The sequence below is a fragment of the Kitasatospora arboriphila genome, assembly GCF_039528095.1.
Lineage (GTDB): Bacteria > Actinomycetota > Actinomycetes > Streptomycetales > Streptomycetaceae > Kitasatospora > Kitasatospora arboriphila.
Window position 1 is genome coordinate 1 of record NZ_BAAALD010000055.1, and the last position, 21,609, is coordinate 21,609.

Annotated in this window: 26 protein-coding genes; 8 read left to right on the plus strand and 18 right to left on the minus strand. The window is 72.2% G+C overall.

What is annotated here, in order from left to right:
* The 9 genes from ABD353_RS25100 to ABD353_RS25140 all read right to left on the minus strand — a co-directional run.
* On the minus strand, nt 1–335 hold a 335-nt coding region (locus ABD353_RS25100; protein WP_344625931.1), incomplete at its 3' end, for a GGDEF domain-containing protein.
* A gap of 79 nt (nt 336–414) precedes the next feature.
* Nucleotides 415–957 (minus strand): DUF6197 family protein, encoded by a 543-nt coding sequence (locus tag ABD353_RS25105; RefSeq protein ID WP_344625932.1) that lies wholly within the window; start codon nt 955–957, stop codon nt 415–417.
* 11 nt (nt 958–968) lie between these two features.
* Nucleotides 969–1,163 carry a hypothetical protein gene (locus ABD353_RS25110; protein ID WP_344625933.1) on the minus strand — a complete coding sequence of 65 codons (195 nt, stop codon included), beginning with the start codon at nt 1,161–1,163 and terminating at the stop codon, nt 969–971.
* 12 nt (nt 1,164–1,175) lie between these two features.
* Nucleotides 1,176–1,367: a mobile element transfer protein gene (locus tag ABD353_RS25115; protein WP_344625934.1), complete on the minus strand. Its 192-nt coding sequence runs from the start codon at nt 1,365–1,367 to the stop codon at nt 1,176–1,178.
* A gap of 14 nt (nt 1,368–1,381) precedes the next feature.
* Nucleotides 1,382–2,080, minus strand: coding sequence for a DUF2637 domain-containing protein (locus ABD353_RS25120; protein ID WP_344625935.1), 699 nt, complete (start codon nt 2,078–2,080; stop codon nt 1,382–1,384).
* 21 nt (nt 2,081–2,101) lie between these two features.
* On the minus strand, nt 2,102–2,344 hold the full coding sequence (locus ABD353_RS25125; RefSeq protein WP_344625936.1) for a hypothetical protein: 243 nt from the start codon (nt 2,342–2,344) through the stop codon (nt 2,102–2,104).
* Nucleotides 2,345–2,425: 81 nt separating this feature from the next.
* Nucleotides 2,426–3,814, minus strand: a complete 1,389-nt coding sequence (locus ABD353_RS25130) for an FtsK/SpoIIIE domain-containing protein (protein ID WP_344625937.1) — start codon at nt 3,812–3,814, stop codon at nt 2,426–2,428.
* Between the two features lie 5 nt (nt 3,815–3,819).
* Nucleotides 3,820–4,167: an SCO3933 family regulatory protein gene (locus tag ABD353_RS25135; protein ID WP_344625938.1), complete on the minus strand. Its 348-nt coding sequence runs from the start codon at nt 4,165–4,167 to the stop codon at nt 3,820–3,822.
* Between the two features lie 139 nt (nt 4,168–4,306).
* A complete protein-coding gene (locus ABD353_RS25140) occupies nt 4,307–5,086 on the minus strand; it encodes a GntR family transcriptional regulator (RefSeq protein ID WP_344625939.1) in 780 nt (259 codons plus the stop codon).
* A gap of 17 nt (nt 5,087–5,103) precedes the next feature.
* Here ABD353_RS25140 and ABD353_RS25145 point away from each other — a divergent pair, with 17 nt between their 5' ends.
* Entirely contained in the window at nt 5,104–5,601 is a 498-nt protein-coding gene (locus tag ABD353_RS25145) for an NUDIX hydrolase (protein WP_344625981.1), read from the plus strand.
* Between the two features lie 78 nt (nt 5,602–5,679).
* Here ABD353_RS25145 and ABD353_RS25150 read toward each other — a convergent pair whose 3' ends face one another.
* Complete coding sequence (locus ABD353_RS25150) at nt 5,680–6,180, minus strand: hypothetical protein (RefSeq protein ID WP_344625940.1); 501 nt, start codon at nt 6,178–6,180, stop codon at nt 5,680–5,682.
* A gap of 554 nt (nt 6,181–6,734) precedes the next feature.
* Here ABD353_RS25150 and ABD353_RS25155 point away from each other — a divergent pair.
* From ABD353_RS25155 to ABD353_RS25175, 5 genes are all read left to right on the plus strand, one after another.
* A complete protein-coding gene (locus tag ABD353_RS25155; protein WP_344625941.1) occupies nt 6,735–7,121 on the plus strand; it encodes a DUF6193 family natural product biosynthesis protein in 387 nt (128 codons plus the stop codon).
* Between the two features lie 175 nt (nt 7,122–7,296).
* Nucleotides 7,297–7,587 (plus strand): Imm32 family immunity protein, encoded by a 291-nt coding sequence (locus ABD353_RS25160; protein WP_344625942.1) that lies wholly within the window; start codon nt 7,297–7,299, stop codon nt 7,585–7,587.
* Between the two features lie 296 nt (nt 7,588–7,883).
* Nucleotides 7,884–8,213, plus strand: a complete 330-nt coding sequence (locus ABD353_RS25165) for a hypothetical protein (protein ID WP_344625943.1) — start codon at nt 7,884–7,886, stop codon at nt 8,211–8,213.
* Between the two features lie 240 nt (nt 8,214–8,453).
* A complete protein-coding gene (locus ABD353_RS25170) occupies nt 8,454–8,744 on the plus strand; it encodes a CPCC family cysteine-rich protein (protein ID WP_344625944.1) in 291 nt (96 codons plus the stop codon).
* A gap of 157 nt (nt 8,745–8,901) precedes the next feature.
* Entirely contained in the window at nt 8,902–9,102 is a 201-nt protein-coding gene (locus ABD353_RS25175; protein WP_344625945.1) for a hypothetical protein, read from the plus strand.
* A gap of 491 nt (nt 9,103–9,593) precedes the next feature.
* On the opposite strand, the gene ABD353_RS25180 is transcribed toward ABD353_RS25175, so the two are convergent.
* The 4 genes from ABD353_RS25180 to ABD353_RS25195 form a co-directional block, all read right to left on the minus strand.
* On the minus strand, nt 9,594–10,838 hold the full coding sequence (locus ABD353_RS25180; protein WP_344625946.1) for a serine hydrolase domain-containing protein: 1,245 nt from the start codon (nt 10,836–10,838) through the stop codon (nt 9,594–9,596).
* Between the two features lie 139 nt (nt 10,839–10,977).
* Complete coding sequence (locus ABD353_RS25185) at nt 10,978–12,966, minus strand: N-acetylmuramoyl-L-alanine amidase (protein WP_344625947.1); 1,989 nt, start codon at nt 12,964–12,966, stop codon at nt 10,978–10,980.
* Between the two features lie 617 nt (nt 12,967–13,583).
* Complete coding sequence (gene murJ, locus ABD353_RS25190) at nt 13,584–15,596, minus strand: murein biosynthesis integral membrane protein MurJ (RefSeq protein WP_344625948.1); 2,013 nt, start codon at nt 15,594–15,596, stop codon at nt 13,584–13,586.
* A gap of 307 nt (nt 15,597–15,903) precedes the next feature.
* Nucleotides 15,904–16,893, minus strand: coding sequence for a phosphatase PAP2 family protein (locus ABD353_RS25195; protein WP_344625949.1), 990 nt, complete (start codon nt 16,891–16,893; stop codon nt 15,904–15,906).
* 346 nt (nt 16,894–17,239) lie between these two features.
* Here ABD353_RS25195 and ABD353_RS25200 point away from each other — a divergent pair, with 346 nt between their 5' ends.
* Both ABD353_RS25200 and ABD353_RS25205 read left to right on the plus strand, forming a co-directional pair.
* Nucleotides 17,240–18,211 (plus strand): sigma-70 family RNA polymerase sigma factor, encoded by a 972-nt coding sequence (locus tag ABD353_RS25200; RefSeq protein ID WP_425555244.1) that lies wholly within the window; start codon nt 17,240–17,242, stop codon nt 18,209–18,211.
* 108 nt (nt 18,212–18,319) lie between these two features.
* Nucleotides 18,320–18,541: a hypothetical protein gene (locus ABD353_RS25205; RefSeq protein WP_344625950.1), complete on the plus strand. Its 222-nt coding sequence runs from the start codon at nt 18,320–18,322 to the stop codon at nt 18,539–18,541.
* Between the two features lie 53 nt (nt 18,542–18,594).
* Here ABD353_RS25205 and mscL read toward each other — a convergent pair whose 3' ends face one another.
* The 4 genes from mscL to ABD353_RS25225 all read right to left on the minus strand — a co-directional run bounded on the left by mscL (nt 18,595) and on the right by ABD353_RS25225 (nt 21,495).
* Nucleotides 18,595–19,011, minus strand: a complete 417-nt coding sequence (gene mscL, locus ABD353_RS25210) for a large conductance mechanosensitive channel protein MscL (RefSeq protein ID WP_344625951.1) — start codon at nt 19,009–19,011, stop codon at nt 18,595–18,597.
* Nucleotides 19,012–19,088: 77 nt separating this feature from the next.
* Nucleotides 19,089–19,370 carry a hypothetical protein gene (locus tag ABD353_RS25215; RefSeq protein WP_344625952.1) on the minus strand — a complete coding sequence of 94 codons (282 nt, stop codon included), beginning with the start codon at nt 19,368–19,370 and terminating at the stop codon, nt 19,089–19,091.
* A 298-nt stretch (nt 19,371–19,668) separates the two neighbouring features.
* Nucleotides 19,669–19,974 (minus strand): FmdB family zinc ribbon protein, encoded by a 306-nt coding sequence (locus tag ABD353_RS25220; protein ID WP_344625953.1) that lies wholly within the window; start codon nt 19,972–19,974, stop codon nt 19,669–19,671.
* 120 nt (nt 19,975–20,094) lie between these two features.
* Entirely contained in the window at nt 20,095–21,495 is a 1,401-nt protein-coding gene (locus ABD353_RS25225; protein WP_344625983.1) for an MFS transporter, read from the minus strand.
* Between the last annotated feature and the right edge of the window lie 114 nt (nt 21,496–21,609).

A 21,609-nucleotide genomic window follows, 5' to 3' on the forward strand; every position in this document is an offset into this window, starting at 1 on the left:
GCGAACTCGTCCCCGCCGAGGCGGGCGGCCAGGCCGCTGGGTCCGCACCAGGCGGTGAGCCGGTGGGCGGTGGCGGTGAGGACGGCGTCTCCGGCGGCGTGGCCGTGGGTGTCGTTGACCGTCTTGAAGTCGTCCAGGTCGACCAGGAGCACGGTGGCCCGGTCGGGGTGGCTGCGGATGAGCCGTTCGGCGCGGGCGGTGAAGCCGTCGCGGGTGAGCAGGCCGGTCAGCGGGTCGCGGCGGGCGGTGGCCAGGCGGCGGGCGAGCCAGGTGCCGTGGGTGGTCCAGCCGAGCAGCGGGACGCCGGCGGCGGCGAGGATCGGGGCGAGGTCCATGGTGCGAGTCCTTCCGGAGCGGGTTGCGGGCCCCGGGGGCGGCGGGATGCTTGGCGGCCTTTGCCGCCCCGGGGACCGGTCAGATACCGAGGGACAGTGCGCGGGCGGACGCCCGGGCGAGCAGGTGGTGCACGTCGGCCTGGCGGGTGCCGGGCGCGTCGTTGAAGCGGTCCGGCGAGGCGTGCGGCCGGCCGGTGGCGTGCAGGACTTCCATCACCTGGACCCGGGCCCGGAGGACGGTGGTGGGGGTGCCGTAGCCGTGGGCGAGAACGGCGGCCTGGGCGCCGAGGAGGCAGACCCGGCCGGTGGAGTCCCACAGGCGGCCCTGCGTCCACCCGAAGGCCGTCATGTAGCGGTCGGCGAGGGCCAGGTGGTCGGCGACGCTGACCGGCACCGGGCGGGCCGGGCGGTGGGCGATCCGGTCGAGGAGAGTCGGGCGGGGGTCGGGGAATCCGGTGTGCCACGGCTGCACGGTGCTGCCGAAGCGGTAGAAGTCCCGGACGGGCACTGTGGGCCGGGCGGTAGCCGGGAGGGTCGCGAGGTAGGCCTGTATCTCAGCGACCAGGGCGGCGCCTTCCGGGGTGAGTGCCAGGGGTCCCCAGGTGAGGACAGCATGGTTCATGGTGGGCGTCCTCACTTCTGGGTGCCGTTGACGACCTGGACGCCGGTGCGGGTGGTGCCGTCGATGACCGGGGCGAGGAAGGTGTGGGCCAGGTAGAAGCCGAAGAGGCCGATCACGACGGCGACCCACAGGCGGACGCCGAGGAAGCGGATGACGGCCCAGGCGAGGATGCCGAGGACGACGACCAGGGGCAGGGTGATGGTCACGGGTCTCTCCTGTCAGCGGACGGGGCAGTGGTGAGTGCGGGCGGCGATCTCGGCGGCGGCGCGGGAGTCGTAGTCGGCGGAGAAGCCGCAGCGCGGGGCGGTGCAGGCGGCGGTGTGCCGTTCGCGGCCGCGGCCGTCGTAGTAGGTGGCGACCTGCACCGGGCCGATGCGGATGACGTTGCGCGGGCGGATCGGGCGGGGCATGACGGGTGCTCCTGTCAGGCGAGTTGGGCGGCGATGGCGTCGGCGAAGTGCGGCGGGACGCCGAGGCGGGCGCGGAGGGTGTTGGTGTCGATCGGCTCGCCGGTCCGGGCGCGGTGTTCGTCGGCGACCTTGCGGGCGTGGTCCACCAGGGCGGCCGGGACCGCAAGGGCCGGCACCGTGGCCGGTGCAGGTGCCGGGGTGGGCGGCAGAGCGGGCAGAGGCTCGGGCGCGGTGACCGCTTCGAGTTCGGGTTCGGCCGGTGCGGCGGGCGGCGCCGGTTCGGCTTCGTAAAGCGGGAGTTCGGGATCGGCGTCGAGGGCCAGGGCGTCCGGTTCGCCGTGCTGGGTGGGGCTGTGGGCGAGGAGGGTGCCGCCGAAGAAGGCGAGAGCTGGCCACCCGGCGACGAGGATGCGAAGCCACGCGGGGACGTGGACCAGGTCGAGGAGTCCGGCGGTGGCGACGTTCGCGCCGAGCGAGGCGGCCAGGGCGATGCCGAACCAGGTCCAAGCCGAGCCCGCCGGGCGGCCGGCGGCGCGAAGGGTGCGCATCCGGCGCCAGGCGGCGACGAGGAGCAGGTCGACGGAGACCGGGTAGGCCCACGCCTTCCAGTCGTGCTGGCCGGCGGCTTCGGCGATGTCGTGGAGGTGGGCGAAGGACAGGGCACCGGCGATGGCGGCCTGGATGAGGACGGCGTCCGGGCGGGGCAGGCGCATCGGTCTTCCTCCTTCCTGAGATCAGGGAGTCCGTCCCATATCGGTCGCGGCGAAGCGCTCCATAGCGGCGAGGTAGGAGGCGGTCTCGGCGGCGAGGTTGCGAGCGAAGGCGAGGTGGTCCTCGATCGGGATCGCGTTGTCTCCGGTGATGGTGAGGCTGACCGGGGTGGACCAGAGGTTGAGGATCGGGGGCCGGTCGGTGCCGTAGTCGTGACAGGTCACTTGGGTTGCAGGCCGGGCGTTGAAGGACATGGACGCGGACATGGCGGTCCTCTCAGGGCCGGAAGGCGTGACGGGGTAGGGACGTGGCGCGGGAACGGTCGCGCCGGCTGGTGGGGTTGCGTGCTACTCGGTGGCCGGGTTCGGGGCGAACCGTGGCGGTGCCGAGGGCTTCGGCGGGATCACGACCACCGGCGGGACGTACGGCCGGAACTGGTCGAGCGCGGGCAGGTCGGGAACCAGGTGCGCGGTCTGCCAGCAGACGGCGGCGGCCTGGGCGAGGGACAGGTGCGGGGTGCGGATACGGGACCAGCCGCCGGAGGTGTCACCGGCGACCGCGACGCCCGGCATCTCCGGGGCGATCTGTGTCGAGGCGAGGACGGCCTCCGGCGAGATGTCGCCCAGGCCCATTTCGGCGGTGGGCTTGTCGTTGACCCGGTGGACGATCCGGCCGGTCAGCTGGGCGCGGAGCATGGTCGCTCCCCTGCCGAGCTCTGAGCCGAAGCGCTGCCCGCACACCTCCAGGAAGATGCCGGCCGCGCGGCCGAGCTGGGCGAGACGGATGAGCTGGGTGACCATGTGGTCCCGCCGCTCCTCCTCCTTGCGGGTGGCGACAAGGAAGAGTTCCGCGACCTCGTCCACGACCAGGACCAGCGGCACCGGCCGCAGTTCGGCCGGCAGGCCCCATATGTCCGAGGTGATCTCCTCGTCCGTGACCGTGCGCGGGACGCCCTGGTAGTCGCGGATCAGGTCGTACCGTTCCTCCAGCTCCGCCACCAGGACGTCCAGGAGGTCACGGGCCATGTCTCGGTCCGTGGCCAGCGCCGACAGCCGCGGGGCGAACGGGGCCTGTTCGACTCCCCGCTTGCAGTCGATCCCGACAATTGCCACCCGGAGAGCGGCCAGGCCGGTGACCAGGTTGCGGACGAAGACGGATTTGCCGCTGCCCGGAGCGCCGAGCGTCATCGCGTGCGGGACCGCCCGGTAGTCGCGGACGAAGGCGGTCCCGTCCTCGCGCATGGCCACCGGGACCACCAGCTCCCCGGTCGGCACCCGGCGCGGCATCCGCACCCGGCGCAGGACGTCGAAGCCGGTCATCCGCAGCTCCACCACACCGGGCTTGATCTCGGCGACGTGGACGGAGTGGACGCCCCAGGCGTGCCGCAGCCGTTCGGCCGAGGCAGCCACGTCCGCCGGTTCCTGACCGGGCGCCAGCCGGAGCCGGACGCGGAGCCCGGTCGTGGTCGGCCGGATCCGGCGGATGCGGGGCGGCACCGGCCGGATCTCCCGGCGGGTCGTCGCCCGGGTCACCAGCACCCGCAGCCGCGACGGCGCCACGGTCAGCCCGCAGGCGTCCATAGTGCTGCCGTAGGTGGCGCTGAACCGCGCGGCCGTGACCGGCAGACCGACCGCCGACCAGAACACCGACGGAGCCTTCGCCCGGGTGTACGCGGCGCCACCGGCGACGGCCGCCAGCGCGGCACCGGTCTCAGCGAGAACCACAGCCCCCGACATGGCGATCAGCCCTGCACCGGCGACGGCATGAGCGAGGTGATCGCCGCCGCGCGGAACGAGATCCCGTGCCGCTTCTGACCGTTGAACTCGTTCTCCCAGTCCCGCGCCTTGAGCCCGGTCACCACGACCAGCGAACCGACCGCCAGGCCCTCCGAGATCCCGGTCTCCGGCACCGACACCGTGTAGAGGCTCGCCTCGCCCTCGTCCGCGATCGTCAGCCCGACGGTCATCATCTTCGCCCCGGTCTCCCGGTCGATCGCGACCTCGTTCGTCTGCCGGTTCACGATCTTCGGCGCCGGCGGGACGGCCACGAAGACCACGGCGGTGGACGTGTCGACCTTGAAAACAGCCATGGCTGTCTCTCCTCTAGAAGAGGCTTGCTCCTGCACTCATGTACAGGAGTTGGATAGCTAGAAGAGTGACCGACTCCTGTATATGAGTCAACCCGCCGCGGACTCAAAGTCGCGACGGGTTGCGGAAGGTGAGGTTCCGTCAGTCTCTGGCGGGGAAGCGATAATCCAGAACGAACTGGTCAGCAGCCATGACGGTGTCGCACACCTCGACCACCCGTTCCTCCGCGGTGATCGCATCCCTGATGAGGTGGATGACCGGCGATCCCGGGCTGAGCGCCAGGGCAGCGGTTTCGGGCTTGGTCGCGAGCCGGGCCCGGACGGTCTCCGTGAACTCGGCGAGCTGGTGGCCGTGCTCTTCAAGCCGGGCGTAGATCCCGCCGCCGCCAGGGTTCTCGGCGAACATCTCCGGGATGTCCTTCACCACGTCCCAGGGCAGGTAGGAGGTGGCCTCTTCGGTCGGCACCCCGTCGCGGAAGTACCGCCGCTTGCGGGCCAGAACCTGAGTGCCGGCGGGGACGCCCAGTCGCTCGGCGATCTCGGCCGGTGCCTCGGTGGGTCCGACGAACAGCACGTTCACCGACGGCGTTCCGCCCGACACCTCGGCCTCAGCCAGGTACGCGGCCTTGCCGGCCTTCCTGTGCGCGCGGCGGAAGCGGTCGGAGGACTTGCGCTGCACCGGGGGGCGCGAGCGGACGAACGAGCCGCGACCGTGGTGGGTCTCGATCAGCTGCGAGGTCCGCAGCTCGGCGATCGCCTTCCGCACGGTGCCGGAGGCGACGCCGTACCGCTGCATCAGCTCGGCCTCACTCGGCACTGCGGAGCCCGGAGCGAGAGCGCCCGACTTGATCTGTGCGGCGACGTCGTCCGCGATCTGCAGGTACTTCGCCTTGGCCGAGGAGGCCACCTCGTTGCTCGCCATAGTCCTTCAGGTCTCCTATTCTCCTGTACATGAGTACCAGCCCCGCATCGCCAGTTACAACGCCTCTCCACTCGGTGTCGGTGGCCGGCGCCGTCGTGCGCGAAGACGGGCGCGTCCTGGCCATCCGGCGAGCAGACAACGGCACCTGGGAGCCACCCGGCGGTGTCCTCGAACTGGCGGAAACCGTCGAGGACGGCGTACGCCGCGAGATCTTCGAAGAGACCGGGCTCAAGGTCAGCGTCGAGCGCCTGACCGGCGTCTACAAGAACGTGACCCGTGGAGTCGTCGCCCTGGTCTTCCGTTGCCACCCGGAGAGCGGGACCGAGAGTCTGTCCGACGAGTCCACCGCAGTCGACTGGCTCACACCGGCCGAGGTCTCCGACCGCATGGCCGACGTCTACGGCCGCCGGCTGCTGGACGCGTTCCGCGAGGAAGCCGCCCCTGTCATCCGTACCCACGACGGCCATAACTGGCTCGACGAGGCCACGCCGGGCCTGGCGCCGTCAGAACTCTGACGAAAACTGTCCAACCTCAGTGCAGCGCCGCCTGCGTCATGGCGGAAATCTGGAACCGCCTATAGGGCGTTTCTACCGTCACCCGGCGGACGGGGTGGCGGCCTCCGGCACGGACAGGTTGTTGGCGGCCAGGTAGACACTGTCGGACGCCGGATCGAACCAGAACGTCGCGGAGGATGCCCGGGCCAGCTCACGGTCGAGCTCCAAGCTGTGCTGCCAGACGGCGCCGTTTGGCAGGAAAACGGCGAGTCCTGAGGAGGTCCCAGGGAGCACCATGTTTTGGGCCTCCCGATCCTTGAGCAGACCGGCCACCGTCCCCGGCTGGAGCCGCATCACCGCATCGATGAAGTAGTCGGACGGTCCGGGTACCCGGCCACCCGAGTTGTCGTGCGGGTCGAACTGCCAGTGCGCCTCGACGATCCGGCCCAACTTCGGCAGACGCTCAGACAACTCCTTGGTACTGGTGCGGACTTCGAGCTTGGTCGGCGCAGCGGCCGAGGGCTGCTCGCCCGTACTGCCGCACGCGGTCAGCGGCGCCGTCAACAGCGCGGCCGCCAGCAGGCCGTTCCGTACCCTCATCCGAACCCCCCAGTAGCGAACGGGACCGGCATGGTCTGCCGGGCCGCCTACGATCCTATGGGCCATCGACGGGGCGAGGTCCTGCCGGTGGTACGGGGCACGGTCGCGACCGTCACATGCCAAGCATCGCCTGAGGCCGGACACGGCTGTGGGGGAGTGGACTGTTACGAGTTTCGCTACTTCATCAAGGCGCGCACAGCGCGCCAGCGCGCGGCCCTGGCCGCTCGCCGACGCTCCTGTCTTCGCCCCGCTCCGGCGGCGCCCCGGCCGCGCCGGCGGACGGACGGCAGAAGAGGGCTGAGCCCAGAACCTCGCCGGGGCTGGGGGCGGGCGGCTCCACGGTTTTACCCACCTGTCAGGACCGGGACCCGCACCGAGCAAGACCGGGGGGCCACTCGGCCAAATTGCGGTCAGGCCCAAAGAGCCCTGACCGAGTCGCAGCAGCTTACGGCCCCCCGATCATGCTCGGACCCAGACCAGACAGGACACCGGCCAAAACCGCTCCACCACCCGCGCGGTACGGTGCCGCAAGCATCTCGGAGGGGGATCAGACCGTGGGTCCAGAGCGCGAATCCAACGACTCGATCGAAGCAGAGTGGAACTTTCTGGTACGTAGCGCAGCGAACTGGGACAACCGGCCCGGAGACTACCCTGCGACATGGGTACCGCCGATCATGGGGGCGCTCGCGGACGCGGCGCGGAACAGCGCGCTCAGCCAGTTCTATCCCTTCATCAGCCATGCCCGGCTGTGTTTCAGCACCGGTCGGCGACACTGGCTGGGGGAAGGTGACGTCCTTCCTGTGTGTATCGCCCTTCTCCCCGGCGGTAGCTACTCAGTGGCCCACAGGCACGACCCGGCCAAGGTGCTGCTCGAAACGACGAGCCCAGAAGAGGCCGTGGCGGCGGCGGTGGACGCACTCAAGGAGTACCTCCGGTCGTAGAGCCAGACCACGGCCGGGCCGTCTGTGGGCCGTGGGAGGCCGACCAACGATGACAGGCGGCGGCCAAGGCCGAGTGCTCCGGCCCAAGTGGGACATGGGGTAGCTCTCCGGATCTGCGACACTGGATGAACCATGCCTAAGCCCGGAGAACAAGCAATCGGGCAGGATGTTCTTCATGACAGCCGAGCAGGAGCAGCCGCTGATCGCCAGCAGCACCATGACCGTGACCAGTGACGGTGTGCCGCGAGTGTTCAGCTGGGACGACAGTGCGCGGATCAATGTCCGCAACCTTGGCGCCGAGGTCGTCATCGAGGCGAATGCAGCCGGGTTGCGAACTCTTGCTCGGCACCTCCTGACGCTCGCCGAGGACGGCACGCCGGACGGTAGCCACCTGCATCTCGAAGACAGCAACGGGCTTGAGGACGGCTCGGTCAGCTTGATCCTGGAGCGGGACGACGACGAGTAGTTGCCCCAGGCGTGTCCCATCCGTGCCTCAAGGGGCGGAGAAGGGCGGTCAGTGGCGGTCAATAGCGGACCCGCCGACCAGCGTCACAGAGTGCCTTCTGGCGGCATCTGTGCACGTCAGAGCGCATGGCAGGCTGATCAGCTGTTGAGATTCCCAAGCTCAGGGAGCGCCGTGTTTCGACCTTACCTCGGCGACGGAGGCCTCAGCCGTGTGCGACCCGCTTCCCCAGCAAATGACGGTGCCAACTCCGGGGCGGGGACACTACGCTCCGTCTCGGCGACTGAAGGAGAGAGACCGTGACACAGCCCAAGCAGATCCCGAACGTGACGGATGAACGGCTTTGCTGGCTGGCCGTCCGTGAGCAGGTCGGCAAGAAGGCCCGCAAGCCCGGTCTGCTCGGCTGGCTCCAGGTCTTGGGGACGATCATGGGGGGCGGTCAGGGCGCCAGGATCGGTGGCGACATGAGACGCGAAGCAGCAGCCGGCAAGATGACCCACTACACGTTTGCCGTCGACGATGCGGCACGCGCTCTCACAGCCGAGGAGCGTCAGCACCTGCGCTCGACCGGCGAGGTGCCTGACTGGTTCCTGGCCGACGTCGAGCGTCGAGCTGCCGAGCGTCGCTGACCATGTAGCTCTGAGCTGTGCCACACCCGTGCCAGATGCCGCGGTACGTGGCGGTCAACCTGGTTGAACAACAGACAAGCCAGGTACTCCAGTTGAGGTGCCGTCTGCGCTGGTCACCCAGCGTGAGCACCTCCCGCCTTCCGGAGGAGGGCGTGCCAGCGGCTTGCCGGGTCGTCAAGCTTCACCACCTGCGTGGAATAAGCCTGCGCACCTACGCCCCCAATCAGGCAAGATGCAGCCATGGTGACCCCGTTCGTGAACGTCTATGGCAAGCCCGAGGACGGGCCTTACCGCTGCCCGTGCTGCGGCTTCGTCACCCTCGGCGAGCGCGGCGGGTACGAGATCTGCTCAGTGTGCTTCTGGGAGGACGACGGCCAGGACGAGCACGACGCGGACCGGGTCCGGGGCGGCCCGAACAGCCGGCTCAGCCTGACGGAGGCGCGACGGAACTTCCAGACCGTCGGAGCTTGCGAAGAGCGGTTCGTGCACTCGGTGCGCGACCCACAGCCCGATGAGTACCCCCAAGGCTGAGTGTCTAACTGCGCTAAAACAGCCACGGACTTCGACAGACGGCCACGGACGCTCAGGGAACGTTTCCACAGGTCACCGGCGGCCCGATCCCAGGTCGACCGGGCGCCCGAGTTGCTTCGGGACGAAGAAGCCACCTCTGCTCGCTACTGTTTCGACCATGACGAGCGAGACGGTGCAAGGCGGGCCACTGAGCAACAGCGAGGTCGAGCAGCTTCGACAGCTACTCAAGCGGTACCTCTCGCATGAGCTCGATCAATGGGAGGACTGGAAGACTGAGACGCCATATGGGCCGGCCTATGTGGTCTTGACTCGATCTCTGCCCCCGGAAGCACAGCCGGAGCTCTTCCAGAACCTGTGAGTGCGTGCCACAGCCGTGCCAGGTTGGACGGGGAGCTGCGGGGAGTCGCGAGTTGCAGCGGAGGAGAAACCATCAACCGGGCAGCACAACAAGCGTGCAGGTCAGGCAGGTAGTGCAACGCCCGTTCTCCTAAAGCCGGTGTCGCAGGTTCGAATCCTGCCTGGGGCACAACACCAGGAACACGAAAAGGCCCAGGTCAGAGGGTGAACCCCTCCGACCTGGGCCTTCGCCGTTCCCTGACGCTGGTCCTGCCGTGCCCCTCCCGCGCCCCGTCATCGCCGGCGCCGGGCTCGGCCCTCGTCCGCCCGTCCCGGCCGTTGCTCCGGCGGAGCCGACCGCTGCGCGGGCCGGTGAACGGGTGCCCGTCCACCCCCGGTCCGGCGAAGTACTCGATGTGGTGGGCCAGGTACGTCCCGATCGGAAGGGGCGTCACGGGGTGCGGGAGCGGGTCGGTCTCGGCGTATCGGCCTCGGCGGGTCGGTCTCGGCGGGTCAGTGGGGCGGGACGGCGCCGGCGTAGACGTTGTCCGGGGTGGCGACCGCGGTGATCGCCCGGGCGAGGAGGGTGGAGGGTTCCTGGCCCTGGCTGAGGACGTCGGTGTTGATCATGACGACCAGGGTGGCGCGCTGAGAGGGCAGGTAGACGGTCACCGTCTCGTAGCCGGGGATCGAACCGTTGTGGCCGATCCAGCCGTTCGTCTCGAAGATGCCGAGGCCGTAACCGGTGCCCGGGAAGCCCGTCGGCAGGGTCTTCAGCCGTTCCGCCTGGGTCCCGGGGCTGAGCAGCCGTCCGGTGGCGACGACCTCGGCCCAGCGGTGCAGGTCCTGCAGGTCGGAGATCATCGCCCCGGCCGCCCAGGCCCAGCTGGGGTTCCAGTCCGTGACGTCCTCGACCGCCCCGCTCAACGTCTGGTCGGTGTACCCGCGCGGGTGCGGCTCGGGGAACTCGGCGCCCCGCGGGAACAGCGTGCGGCGCAGGTGGGCCGGGCGGAGCACCCGCCGCTGGACGAAGTCGGCGAGCCGCTGCCCGCTGACCTTCTCGACGACCATGCCGAGCAGGACGAGGTTGGTGTTGGAGTACTCGAAGGCCGCACCCGGATCGAAGGTGTTGTCGTGCTTGAACCCGTACGCGAGCACCTCCCGCGGGCTGAACTGCCGGTGCGGGTCGCTCTGCAGGGCGTGGACGAAGTCCGGGTCGGAGGTGTACGGGAACAAGCCGCTGCGCATCTCGGCGAGCTGACGCAGGGTGATCCGCCCACCGTCCGGCACGCCGTCGACGTAGGCGGAGATCGGGTCGTCCAGGCCGACCCGGTGCTGGTCGACGAGTTCGAGCAGCGCGGTGACCGTGAAGGTCTTGGTCTCGCTGCCGATCCGGACGTACGAGTCGACGGCCATCGGCCTGCCGGTGGCGGTGTCGGCGACACCGGTCGCGCGGACGTAGCTCCCCCTGCCCGGCATCCACAGCCCGACCACGACGCCCGGAATGCCCGCCTGCCGGCGGACGTCCTCGATCGTGCTGTCCAGACGGGCGGTCAGCTCGGGGCCGAGACCGTCCGGTGGGCAGTCGTCCGGGTCGTACCGCCCCACGCCCGCGGCGCGGACGGTCGCAGTGCGGACGGTCGCTGCGTGGAGGGTCGTGGCGTGGACGGTCGTGGCGGGGGCAGCTGTCATGGGGGCCAGCACGGACGCCGCGAACAGCGTTGCGGCGAACAGCCGGTGGTGGGGGGTGCGTCGCACGGCGCCTCTTCCGGATCACGGGTTCGGACGGCAACATCACCACCCCGATCCGCTGCACCTCTCGCCCTACCGGCACCCGCCGCGGCGAGTCCACTCGTTCGGAGCCGGAGCAGGCGCCCCGGTGGCGGAGCCGCGGAGGTCACCGCCGGCGGCGCCGAGGCCCTCCGGGTGCACGGCGGTCGCCGGCGACGGTGCCTGCGGTGCCGGTGCGGCCGGTGCCGGGGTCGGGCAGGCGCTTCGGCGTCACCGGGGCGGAACCGCCCGCGGCCTTGGCCGCGGTGACCGCGACGACGTCGGTCGACCTCAGGAACGCCAGCCGGTGGTCGTACCGGATCGGGTAGTAGAGGTCGCGGCCGACGACCAGGGTGCGGTCGTCCGGTGCGTCGCCGTCGATGTTCCGCGCGTAGTAGTAGTCGCCGTGCACCGGCCGGTCCGCCGCCGCGAGGTAGCCCTGCCCGGCGGGGATCGTCGCGGTGTAGGGCGTCGGTGCGAGGCCGGCCGGGTCGAAGACCGAGGCGACGGCCGGGTACGGGGCGTAGGCGGCGCGTTCGGGGTACGCCCGGCCGTACACCGGAACGGAGGTCCGGCCGGCCCTGGGCACCAGGACCGTCCGTCCCGGCCGGTCGTCCGCGGCGGCGCTCCGGCCGTGCGGGTTGTCGAACCAGCCCTTCACACCGCCGTACCAGATCGCCGTCCAGTCGCCCCGCCGGTCCGCGACCACGTAGCCGGTGCCGGCGACCGCCTTGGCCCGCCAGTCGGAGGCCCGGGTGGTGCCGCCGCCGATCAGCGGGGCGGTCGGGCTCGGAGCGGTGCGCAGGTAGACGAAGTTCTCCGGGCGGGCCGGGGCGCCGTCCACCGGGGGCGTGTTGCCGGAGTCGAAGGCCGGGGCGATCGTGACCGTGCCGCCGACCACGACCGGACCGCCGGTGCCGGCCCGCACGGGTGCGCCGACCAGGTCCATGTAGTGGTTCCAGTCCCAGAAGGTGCCGGGGTCCCAGTGCATGCCGGAGACGTCCTGCTGGCGCGGGCCCGGGACGTCGTCGTGCCCGATGACGTGCTGCCGGTCGAGCGGTACGCCGAACCGGTCCGCCAGGTACCGGGTCAGCGAGGCCGAGGACCGGTACAGCTGCTCCGAGTACCAGGTCGCCTTGTCCGCCGGGAACGCGTACCCCTCGTGCTCGATGCCGATGCTGTGCATGTTGACGGTCTTGTTGCCGGCGTGCCACGCGACGTTCCTGGTGCTCACCAGCTGTGTGACGTGACCGTCCGAGGACCGCACGATGTAGTGCGCGCTGGCCTGCGTGGCCGGCTGCCGGAACGCCGCGATCGAGCCCTCGAAGCCGCCCTCCGTGTCGTGGACGACGATGCGGTCGATCCGCTGGCCGTCGGCCGGGCGGGCGGCGACCGAGTAGTTGCCGAAGGAGGACGGGTCCGAGGCGTTGGTCAGCGCGTAGGCGGCGGGCCGGAAGTCGCAGCCGAGGCCGGCCGGGCACTCGATCGGGCCGGGTGCGTTCTCGTCCGACGGACCCTTGCGCCCGGCGCCGCCCTGCCCGGTGGATGGCCCGGCGGAGGGCGCGGTGGAAGGTTCGGCGGGACGCCCGGCGACCGGGTCACCGGCGGCCACGGCCGGGGCGGCGGACAGCGTGACCACCTGCCCGTCGGAGGTGACCCGGGAGGCTCCTGCCCTCACCGTGCCGAGTACGCGGTCGGCGAAGTCGTCGCCGCCCTGCCCGGCCGGGGACCCGCTGAAGCGGGACACCGCCGCGAACCAGGCCGCCGGATCGCCCGACAACGGCCTGCCGGCCTCCCGCTGGTACGCCACCAGCAGGGCCGCCGCCCCGCGGATGCTCTGCAACGGCTCCGTCCGCAGCCGCTCCGCGGGCTCGTGCAGGAGCTCCGCTGCCCGTTCCAGGGTGTGCAGGGCCGGGCCGTCCTCGACCCGGACCTCGGGCGCGGCCCGCCGCGCGGGGGAGTCGTCGCCGCGGAGGTCCGCCTCGGGACCCGGCCCGACGGCGAGGGCCCGGGTGACCGCGGCGGGGTCCACCCGGGTCAGGCCCATCACGTTGTAGTTGCCGGTGGTGCTCGGCTCGCCGTGGTGCGACTCCCAACGGGTCTGCTGGTACGACAACGCCAGCAGGACGCTCCGCGGCACCCGGAACTCGGCGGCCGCGTCGGCGAACCGGCGCTGCAGGACGCCGGACCCCGCTGGCGCCGTGACCGGCGCGGCGGCAGCAGTGACAGGCGCGGCATCCGCACTGCCCTGCGCGGCTGCGGCCCCAACCGGCAAGGCCAGGCCGGCGGCGGAGACCGCCACCGCCGCGGTGATCGCCAGCGGCAGCCGCCGGCCGTGCCTGCGGCGGTGTGCGGCCCATGCGGGCCCTCGACCGGCCCTGCGTGCGGCAGTCAACGGCGTCAGCGGCCTTCCCGTTCCCGTCCCGGCCGTGGGGGCCGGTCCCATCCGGAGCCCGCCGCGGCAGCACCCGCAGGGAGGTCCGATCGGGACTCCGCCGGTGCCGACGCGGGGCGGGCGACGCGGAACCGGGGTCGGTGGCCCGTCCACCGGCCACCGGGGACCGCACCCGTCCAACGGGCCGGGCAGGGGCTCCGCAACGGGCATCCACCCGCCGGGGCGAACCGCCCTGCTCCGAACGGGACACGGGCGTACGGCGACGGCCCGGCGCAGGAGTGCTGCGCCGGGCCGTCGGACCGGACGAGGACCCCGGCGCCGCCGGGATCGACAGGGCCTCAGCGGCGGTGCTTGCCGTTGCCCGTGGCGGCGGCCGGCTCCGGGTACGGGATGCGGAGCTTGCGGGCGAACGGGGCCACCGCCGCGCCCGCGCCGAGCGGACGGGCCAGGGCGAACAGCGAGACCAGGACGGCCAGCGAACCGGCGGCCAGGCCGACGACGCTGCTCAGCATCCCGCCGCCGGTGGCGTCGGAGATCCGGCCGGACAGCCACACCGCGGCCGCCGCGCCCGGCAGGCAGGCAGCCGTGATGGCCAGGTGCAGGGCGACGACCGAACCGCCGTCCAGACCGCTGCGAGGCTTGCCGTTGCGGCGCAGGCCCAGCACCATCGTCGCGTCCGGGCCGGCCGGGGCCGAGGCGGGGACGGCGGACGGAACGGGCTTGCGCAGTCGGCGGCCGAGGGCCCAGCCGGTCAGGCCGACACCGACCAGGCAGGCGATGCTCTGCGCACCCGCCATGCCGATGATGATCCAGCGCGGGCTGAGCAGCCAGTACGCGACCGCCGACAGGCCCGAGTTGACCGTGGTCGACACCACCGTCAGCCAGAACGGGGTCTTGGCGTCACCCATCGCGTAGAAGCCGCGGGACAGCGCGTACTGGGCGCAGAAGGCCGGCAGTCCGATCGCGAAGGCGATCAGCGTCTGGGCGATCACCCACGAGTCGGCCGAGGTGACCTTGCCGTGCCCGTAGGCGATGTCGGCGATCTGCGGGGCCAGCGCGATGAACAGCACGGTGGCCGTGACGATCATGGCGGCCGAGGAGCGCAGCATGCCGGCCAGGTCCGAGCCGATCTTCGTCAGCTCGCCCCGGGTCGCGGCCCGGGACATGCCGGGCAGCAGCGCCGTCACCAGGGAGATGGTGATGACGCCCTGCGGGACGACGAACAGCTGGTACGCGTTGGTGTAGGCGAAGTTGCCGAGGCCCATCGTCAGGCCGTCCTTCGCCGCACGGACGCCGGCACCCGTGCTCAGCCGGCTGATCACGGCGAAGGACAGCTGGGTGACCACGACCAGCAGCAGTGCCCAGCTCGCCGCGCGGATCGGCTTCGTCAGACCGGCACCGCGCCAGTCGAAGCGCGGCCGGAAGCGGAAGCCGGAGGAGCGCAGCGAGGGCAGCAGGCCGACCGCCTGGACGACGATGCCCAGGGTGCTGCCGAGACCCAGCAGCATGGTCTGGCCGGCCGTCATCTGCTCGGCCTTGTCCGCGTCGTTGCCGACCAGGATGTAGAGGCCGAAGACCGCGATCGCGACCACGTTGTTCAGCACCGGCGTCCACATCATCGCGCCGAAGCGGTCGCGCGAGTTGAGCACCTGGCCGAGCAGGGTGAAGACGCCGTAGAAGAAGATCTGCGGCAGGCAGTACCGGGCGAAGGCGATGGTCAGGTCGCGCTGCGCGCCGTCGAAGTTCGAGTAGAGGTCGACGATCGTCGGGGCCAGCAGCCAGGCGCCCACCGTCAGCACGACCAGGATGACGCCGCAGAGGGTGAGCAGCCGGTCGGTGTAGGCGACGCCGCCGTCCTTGTGCGTCTGCGCGGCGTGCACCAGCTCGGGGACGAAGACGGAGGCCAGCACGCCGCCCATGAGCATCATGTAGACGACGTTCGGCAGCGAGTTGGCGACGTTGAAGGAGTCGCCGAGACCGGCCGCGCCGAGCGCGGCGATGATCATCGCGCTGCGGACGAAGCCGAGGGCGCGCGAGGAGAGCGTGCCGAGGGCCATGATCAGCCCGCTGCGGCCGACCGAGGCGGCGGGCGCGGCCGGGGCCTCGCCCTCGGCCTGGCGCTGCGCGGGGACGGTGGCGGGGGCCTGCGGCGGCACGCCGGGCTGCTGGAAGGCACCCGGCTGCGGCGGCACGCCCGGCTGGGCGGGGGCCCCCGGGTACCCGGTGCCCGCGGCCTGCGACGGATCGCCGGTGCGCCCGGCCTCCGGAGGCTGCGGCGGGATCTTGCGCAGGGCCATGGTGGGCGGGTCCGGGTGGGCGTACGAGTCGGGGGACTCACCCGTGGTGTTCATGGTCATCGGATCCCCGTCACTCGGTGCCTGGGCGGTGGGGCTGTGGGGCCTCCGCACAGGTGCACCCAACCGGAGCAGTCTGCCAAACCGCGGCACTCCCTGGGGAGGCCGGTGTCGCGGGCGGCAGCCCTGTGCCCACGGAGGATATCGGGGGCCGGAACGGCCCGGTGGCGTGAAGGGTGATGGATTGTGGCCCTATGTCCGGTTATGTCGGCGAGGCTTGCAATCCGTTCGGAGTGATCGGCCGCCATCGTCGTCCCTTCACCGCGGGGGTGGCGCCCGATCGTGTGAGCTTTATCACTGCATGTCAGCTGTGCCGGCGGGGCACGGGGGCCTCGTCCGCGGCGCCGCGGGGGGCGTCGGCACGGCCCGCGCCGTTCCGGCCGTCCTGGTCGTTCCGTCCGTTCCGGTAGTCCCGGCCCTCGGGGTCCCCGGGGTCGTCGAGCTCGTCCCCGTCGTCCCTGCTGTTCCTGTCGCCGCGTGCACGTCGGGGCGACCCGGCACTGCCGCCGTCGCCGGAGTCGTCACCGTCCTCGTCGCCGGCCTCGTCCGCGTTACTCGTGGGCGCACCGCGGGCGAGCACGCGCTGCACGCGGGGCCTGGTCCGCCGGTCGACGCGGCGGAAGTCCCGGGCCAGCGCACCGGGCCGCCACAGCTCCACGGCGACCGTCGCCCAGCCCAGCAGGGCCGCGGCGGCGAGCCATCCGGCCAGGACGTCGCTCGGCCAGTGGACGCCCAGGGCGATCCGGCTCCAGCCGACCGCCAGGACCGCCACGGCGGCCGCTCCGACGGCCCAGATCCGGCCCGCCCGCCCGGCCAGCGGCCAGACCAGGGCGACCAGTGCGGCGCAGGTGATGCCGGAGGCCATGGCGTGCCCGGAGGGGAAGGCCGCGCCGTCGGCGTGCGCGACCGGGTCGGCGAAGTGCGGGCGGTCCCGGCCCACGACGTCCGCGAGGCCGATCGCGAGTGCCCAGCCGAGGGCGCCCTGGACGGCGGCCCAGGAGGCGAGGGTGCGGGCCCTGATCGCCCACAGCCAGGCCGCGGCGCCGAACAGCAGCACCCGCATGGTGACCGGCCCGTCGATGTCGCCCAGCGTCTGCATCGAGGCCGTCCACGCGGTGTGGCGGCGGGCGTAACCGTGCAGGGCGCCGACCCAGTGCTGGTCGAGCCGGGTCAGCGGCCCCCAGCCGCCCGCCACCAGCCCGAGCAGCGCCCCGAACAACAGAGTGCCACCGAGCGCCCACAGGGCGTGTCGGGCGACGGGCCGACGGGCGGCGGGAACGGCGGACGGGTGCATGGCAGACACCTTCCCAGCGGCGGTGTGCGGAGCGGACCCGGCGCGATCGCGATTCGGCATCTTTTGTGCGGAGAAGGTGCGATCGGGAGGTGTTGTTCGTTGGAAGGGGCGGTAGCGCCCGCGACTGTTGCGCACGGTGGCCGCGCGATGGCGGAGCGTCGATCGCCTCGGTGAAAATCGGCAGGATACTGCATGAGGCGCGAAAATCTGAGTGAGTTGGGAATGTTGTCCCATTTCTGTGCGTTGGATCGTTACGCGTGAGCCTCCAGGAGGCCCGCACTTGTATGAGCAGCGCAGCCCCGCGCGAGCCGCGCCGCAGACCCGGCAATCCAGCAAGGGAGCAAGCATGGCCACTCGTGCCGTCGTTCGCGACAGGGCCGACCGGACTCGCTCGGCCCGGCCGACCAACCTTGAGGCCGACCGCGACCTCGTCGGCATGTACCTCGACGAGATCGCCAGGACGCCGCTGCTCGACGCCGCCGAGGAGGTCCAGCTCTCGTTGCGCATCGAGGCCGGGGTGTACGCCCAGCACCTGCTGGACGAGGGCGCCCTGCCCGAGGGTGCGAGGCGCGAGGAGCTGGAGGCGATAGCCGAGGACGCGGAGCGCGCCAAGGACGTCTTCATCAGGTCCAACCTCCGGTTGGTCGTCGCCGTGGCCCGCCGGTACCCGCGCAGCGGCCTGCCCCTGCTGGACCTCATCCAGGAGGGCAACGCGGGCCTCGTCAGGGCGGTCGAGAAGTTCGACTACGCCAAGGGCTTCAAGTTCTCCACGTACGCGACGTGGTGGATCCGGCAGGCGATCACCCGGTCGATCGCCGACCAGTCGCGCACCATCCGGCTGCCCGTGCACCTCGTCGAGGAGCTCGGCAGGATCCGCCGGGTGCAGCGCGAGAAGTCCAAGGAGCTGGGCCGTGAGGCCGATCCCGCGGAGATCGCGGCCGAGCTGGACACCACCGAGGAGCGGATCAAGGACGTGCTCGACTGGGCGCGGGACCCGGTCAGCCTGAACATGTCGGTCGACGACGAGGGCGAGACCCAGTTCGGCGACCTCGTCGAGGACACCGGTGCCGTCTCGCCGGAGGACGCCGTCATGGTGATGCTCCGGCGCGAGGAGCTGGACGACCTGATCGGACGGCTGGACGACCGGACGGCGTCGATCATCCGGTCCCGGTACGGCATGGAGGACGGCCGGGAGCGGACGCTGACCGAGGTCGGCAAGCAGCACGGGCTCACCCGTGAGCGGATCCGCCAGATCGAGAAGCACGCGCTGGCCGAGCTGAAGAAGATCGCCGACCATGCGGGCTTCGAGGCGGCCTGACCGCGGGAGCGGCGTTCGCGGGCCCCGGTCCGGGCAGTGCCCCGGGCCGGGGCCCGCGGCCGTCCGGCACCACCTAGGCTGGTGGAGAAGAGAGCGGGAGGCAGGACGATGGGCGAGCGGACCGTCGAGCAGGACGGGCAGCCGGGCGGGAAGTCCGGCACGAAGCCGGGGCGGCAGGGGCCGTCCACGGCGCGGCTGGTGTTCGGCGACCCGCTGGACCGGCAGACCGCCGACGACACCGACGCCGGCTGGGGCGAGCGCCCCGGCGGTGGTTCGGCCCGCGGGCTCGACTGGTACCTGAGCCAGCGGCCCCCGCACCACGGCGACTAGCTCCCGCGGGCGCTGCGGCCCGGCGCGGGCCCGTCCGGCGGCCATGCGGTCGGTCAGCCCCGGCGGACGAGGGCGTCGCGGATCTCGGTGAGCAGGACGACCTCCTTCTCCTCCGCCTCCAGGACCTCCTCCTGCGCGGTCTTCCGCTTCGCCATGAAGTGCAGCATCGGAAGGACGAAGACGAAGTAGACCACCGCGGCCGTGATCACGAACTGCACCACCGCACTGAGCACCTCGCCCCACAGGATGAAGACGCCGGACGAGACGGACCCGTCCGCGGCGAGTGTGCACGGGCCCTTCAGGCAGGAGCGGTAGGACGCCAGGTCCTTGGTGCCGAACAGGCCGATGATCGGATTGATGATGCCTTTCACGAACGCATTGATGATGTTCGTGAAGGCCGCGCCGATCACCACCGCGACCGCGAGATCGACGACGTTTCCGCGGAGCAGGAATTCCCTGAAACCCTTCATCCCGCAACGACACCACAGCGGATCGGCGCGTCAGGAAATCGGCGCGCCGGATTTCGGGGAGCACTGCCGCCCGCCGCTCAGTGCGGGGGCGGGGCGGTGCCCGTGCAGCGCGGCGCCGCCCCCGGTTCGGTGGTCGCCGTGGAGGCGGCCGCCATCGGCGGTGGGCCCGGCCGGAAGGGCCCGGCGGCGAGGGCGGTGGCGGCGGCGAGCAGCCCGGCGGCCAGCACCCCGGGGCGGTGGCGCACCGCTTGCTGCAGCCGGTGGCGGCCGCCGGAGCCGCGGCGGATCGGCGGGAAGTCGGGCACGCTCCGGCGGGGCGGGACGGAGCACGGCGGCGGGGGAGCGAGGTGGGTGGTCACGGTGTCGGCGGCCTCCGGTCGGCGGTCCGCGGACCCGGCCGGGCCCGCGGACAGCAGAATGCGCCGAGCCCGGCACCTCCGGAATTGCCGACCGATTTCCTGTGGAAAACCCCGGCCTGTGGAAAACCCGCCTCACCCGAACGGCGCAATCAATGCCGCACGCCTGCTCAGTCGCACACCGGGCGCAGGCAGGATCCCGGCCGTACACCGGGGCGCAGCCGGAACCCCCGGCGCACACGCAAAGGCCCGGTGCCGCTCTCCACGGGGGAGTGCGGCACCGGGCCTCCGGTGCGAAGACTCAGCTCGCGGCCGGCGCCGAGGCCGTCGACCCCGAGGACGCGGCGGCCGGCGCGGAGGACGTCGAGCCCGAGGACGAGCCGGTGGACGAGGTCGAGGACGACCCCGAGCTCACCGAGCTGCTGGAGGAGGAGCGGCTGTCCGTGCGGTAGAAGCCCGAGCCCTTGAACACGACGCCGACCGCCGAGAAGACCTTGCGGAGCTTCCCCTGGCAGTCGGGGCACGTGGTCAGCGCCTCGTCGGTGAACTTCTGCACCGCCTCCAGGCCGTTGCCGCACTCGGTGCACTGGTACTGGTACGTGGGCACTTGCTTCCTCCTGGCACTCTCGCCTGATGAGTGCTAACGATCGTCAATGATGCGGTATTCCGCTGGAACAGTCCAGCGATGCCGGGTGTGAGATGGGTCCGGGCCGCCGGGCCCGGGGCCTCAGTGCCCGGTTCCCGCACCCACGAGCTGCCGCGGCCCGGTGCCGTCGGCGTCCCGGGAGGCCGTGCCGGCCGGGGCCGGCACGCCCGCCCGGAGACCGTCGTCCGCGGCCTGCGCCCCGGACGCGGAGCGGACCGGAGCGGCCGTGGCGGCGTCCCGCGGAGCGACCAGCAGCCCCCGCAGGGCGACCAGCGCGACCAGGCCGAGGCCCGCGCCGACGACCGGCACGAGGAAGCCGGCGGACGGCCCGCCCGAGTCGATGAGTCGGCCCGCGACGGTGGAGCCGACCGCGAGGCCGAGGCCGATGGCGCCGGTCAGCCAGGTGAAGGCCTCGGTCTTGGCGCCGTCCGAGACGAGCGTCTCGACCAGGGTGTAGCCGGTGATCAGGGTCGGCGCGATGGCCAGGCCGCAGAGGAGTCCGGCGACGGAGAGCGCGGTGAGGTTCGGCATCGCCCAGAGGGTCGAGCAGCCGAGCACCAGCAGGGCGTAGCAGCCGAGCATCCGGCTGCGGGCCGAGCGGCGCCAGGCGACCAGGCCGTAGAGCACGCCGGCGAGCATCGAGCCGCCGGCGAAGATGCCGTACACGGTGCCGCTGGCGCCGGCGCGGCCGACCGACTCGGCGAACGCGGTCACCGAGACCTGCATGGCGCCGAAGACGGTGCCCACCCCGAGGAAGGCGCCGGCCAGCAGCCGGACACCGGGGGAGGAGAGCGCGGAGGGGCCGCGGCCGCCGGCGGTGCGCGGGTGGCGGGCCGGGGCGGTGCGGCGCTGGGCCGCGAAGGCCAGGCCGCCGGCGACCGTCAGCGCGGCCTCGGCGATCAGTGCGGCGGAGGGGGTGACCGTGGTGGCGATGGCGGTGGCCAGCACCGGGCCGACCACGAAGGTGAACTCGTCGGTGACCGACTCGAAGGCGAACGCGGTGTTCAGCGTGGCCGGGGAGTCCGACAGCCGGGAGACCCAGCGGGCCCGGACCATGGCGCCGATCTGCGGCACCGAGGCGCCCGCGGGGGCGGCGGCTGCGAACAGCGCCCAGGCCGGGGCGTGGCCCAGTGCCAGGCCGATCAGCGCGGCCACCGACACGGCGTGCACGGCGACGCTGGGCAGCAGCACGGCCGCCTGGCCGTGGCGGTCGGCGAGCCGGCCGGTCTGCGGGCCGACCAGGGCCTGGGCGACGGCGGAGACGGCCGCGACCGCGCCGGCGGTGCCGTACGAGCCGTGGGTGTCCAGGACGAGCAGCACGATGCCCAGGCTCAGCATGGCGTAGGGCAGCCGGGCGGCGAAGGCGGGGACCAGGAACGTCCAGGCGCCGGGGGTCCGCAGCAGTTCCGCGTAGCCGACCCGGGCGGGTGCGGACGCGGGTGCGGCATCGGGGCCGGCAGGCGCGGGCGTGCCGGGGGACAGGGTGTCGTCGACCGTTCGGCGGGCCGTCACGGTCGGTCCTTCCTGCTGCCTGGTAGCGCGCCGGGGAACGGGTGGGCCCCGACGGCGCCGAGAGTCGTCCTCTCGCGCGTCGAC

Excerpts from the sequence above, each read along its gene's own strand:
- ABD353_RS25115 (WP_344625934.1), bottom strand. The coding sequence starts at position 1,367 with ATGCCCCGCCCGATCCGCCCGCGCAACGTCATCCGCATCGGCCCGGTG.
- ABD353_RS25120 (WP_344625935.1), bottom strand. The coding sequence starts at position 2,080 with ATGCGCCTGCCCCGCCCGGACGCCGTCCTCATCCAGGCCGCCATCGCC.
- ABD353_RS25130 (WP_344625937.1), bottom strand. The coding sequence starts at position 3,814 with ATGTCGGGGGCTGTGGTTCTCGCTGAGACCGGTGCCGCGCTGGCGGCC.
- ABD353_RS25150 (WP_344625940.1), bottom strand. The coding sequence starts at position 6,180 with ATGAGGGTACGGAACGGCCTGCTGGCGGCCGCGCTGTTGACGGCGCCG.
- ABD353_RS25105 (WP_344625932.1), bottom strand. The coding sequence starts at position 957 with ATGAACCATGCTGTCCTCACCTGGGGACCCCTGGCACTCACCCCGGAA.
- ABD353_RS25135 (WP_344625938.1), bottom strand. The coding sequence starts at position 4,167 with ATGGCTGTTTTCAAGGTCGACACGTCCACCGCCGTGGTCTTCGTGGCC.
- ABD353_RS25200 (WP_425555244.1), top strand. The coding sequence starts at position 17,240 with ATGGCCACTCGTGCCGTCGTTCGCGACAGGGCCGACCGGACTCGCTCG.
- ABD353_RS25205 (WP_344625950.1), top strand. The coding sequence starts at position 18,320 with ATGGGCGAGCGGACCGTCGAGCAGGACGGGCAGCCGGGCGGGAAGTCC.
- ABD353_RS25175 (WP_344625945.1), top strand. The coding sequence starts at position 8,902 with ATGACGAGCGAGACGGTGCAAGGCGGGCCACTGAGCAACAGCGAGGTC.
- mscL (WP_344625951.1), bottom strand. The coding sequence starts at position 19,011 with ATGAAGGGTTTCAGGGAATTCCTGCTCCGCGGAAACGTCGTCGATCTC.
- ABD353_RS25195 (WP_344625949.1), bottom strand. The coding sequence starts at position 16,893 with ATGCACCCGTCCGCCGTTCCCGCCGCCCGTCGGCCCGTCGCCCGACAC.
- ABD353_RS25160 (WP_344625942.1), top strand. The coding sequence starts at position 7,297 with ATGACAGCCGAGCAGGAGCAGCCGCTGATCGCCAGCAGCACCATGACC.
- ABD353_RS25170 (WP_344625944.1), top strand. The coding sequence starts at position 8,454 with ATGGTGACCCCGTTCGTGAACGTCTATGGCAAGCCCGAGGACGGGCCT.
- ABD353_RS25140 (WP_344625939.1), bottom strand. The coding sequence starts at position 5,086 with ATGGCGAGCAACGAGGTGGCCTCCTCGGCCAAGGCGAAGTACCTGCAG.
- murJ (WP_344625948.1), bottom strand. The coding sequence starts at position 15,596 with ATGAACACCACGGGTGAGTCCCCCGACTCGTACGCCCACCCGGACCCG.
- ABD353_RS25125 (WP_344625936.1), bottom strand. The coding sequence starts at position 2,344 with ATGTCCGCGTCCATGTCCTTCAACGCCCGGCCTGCAACCCAAGTGACC.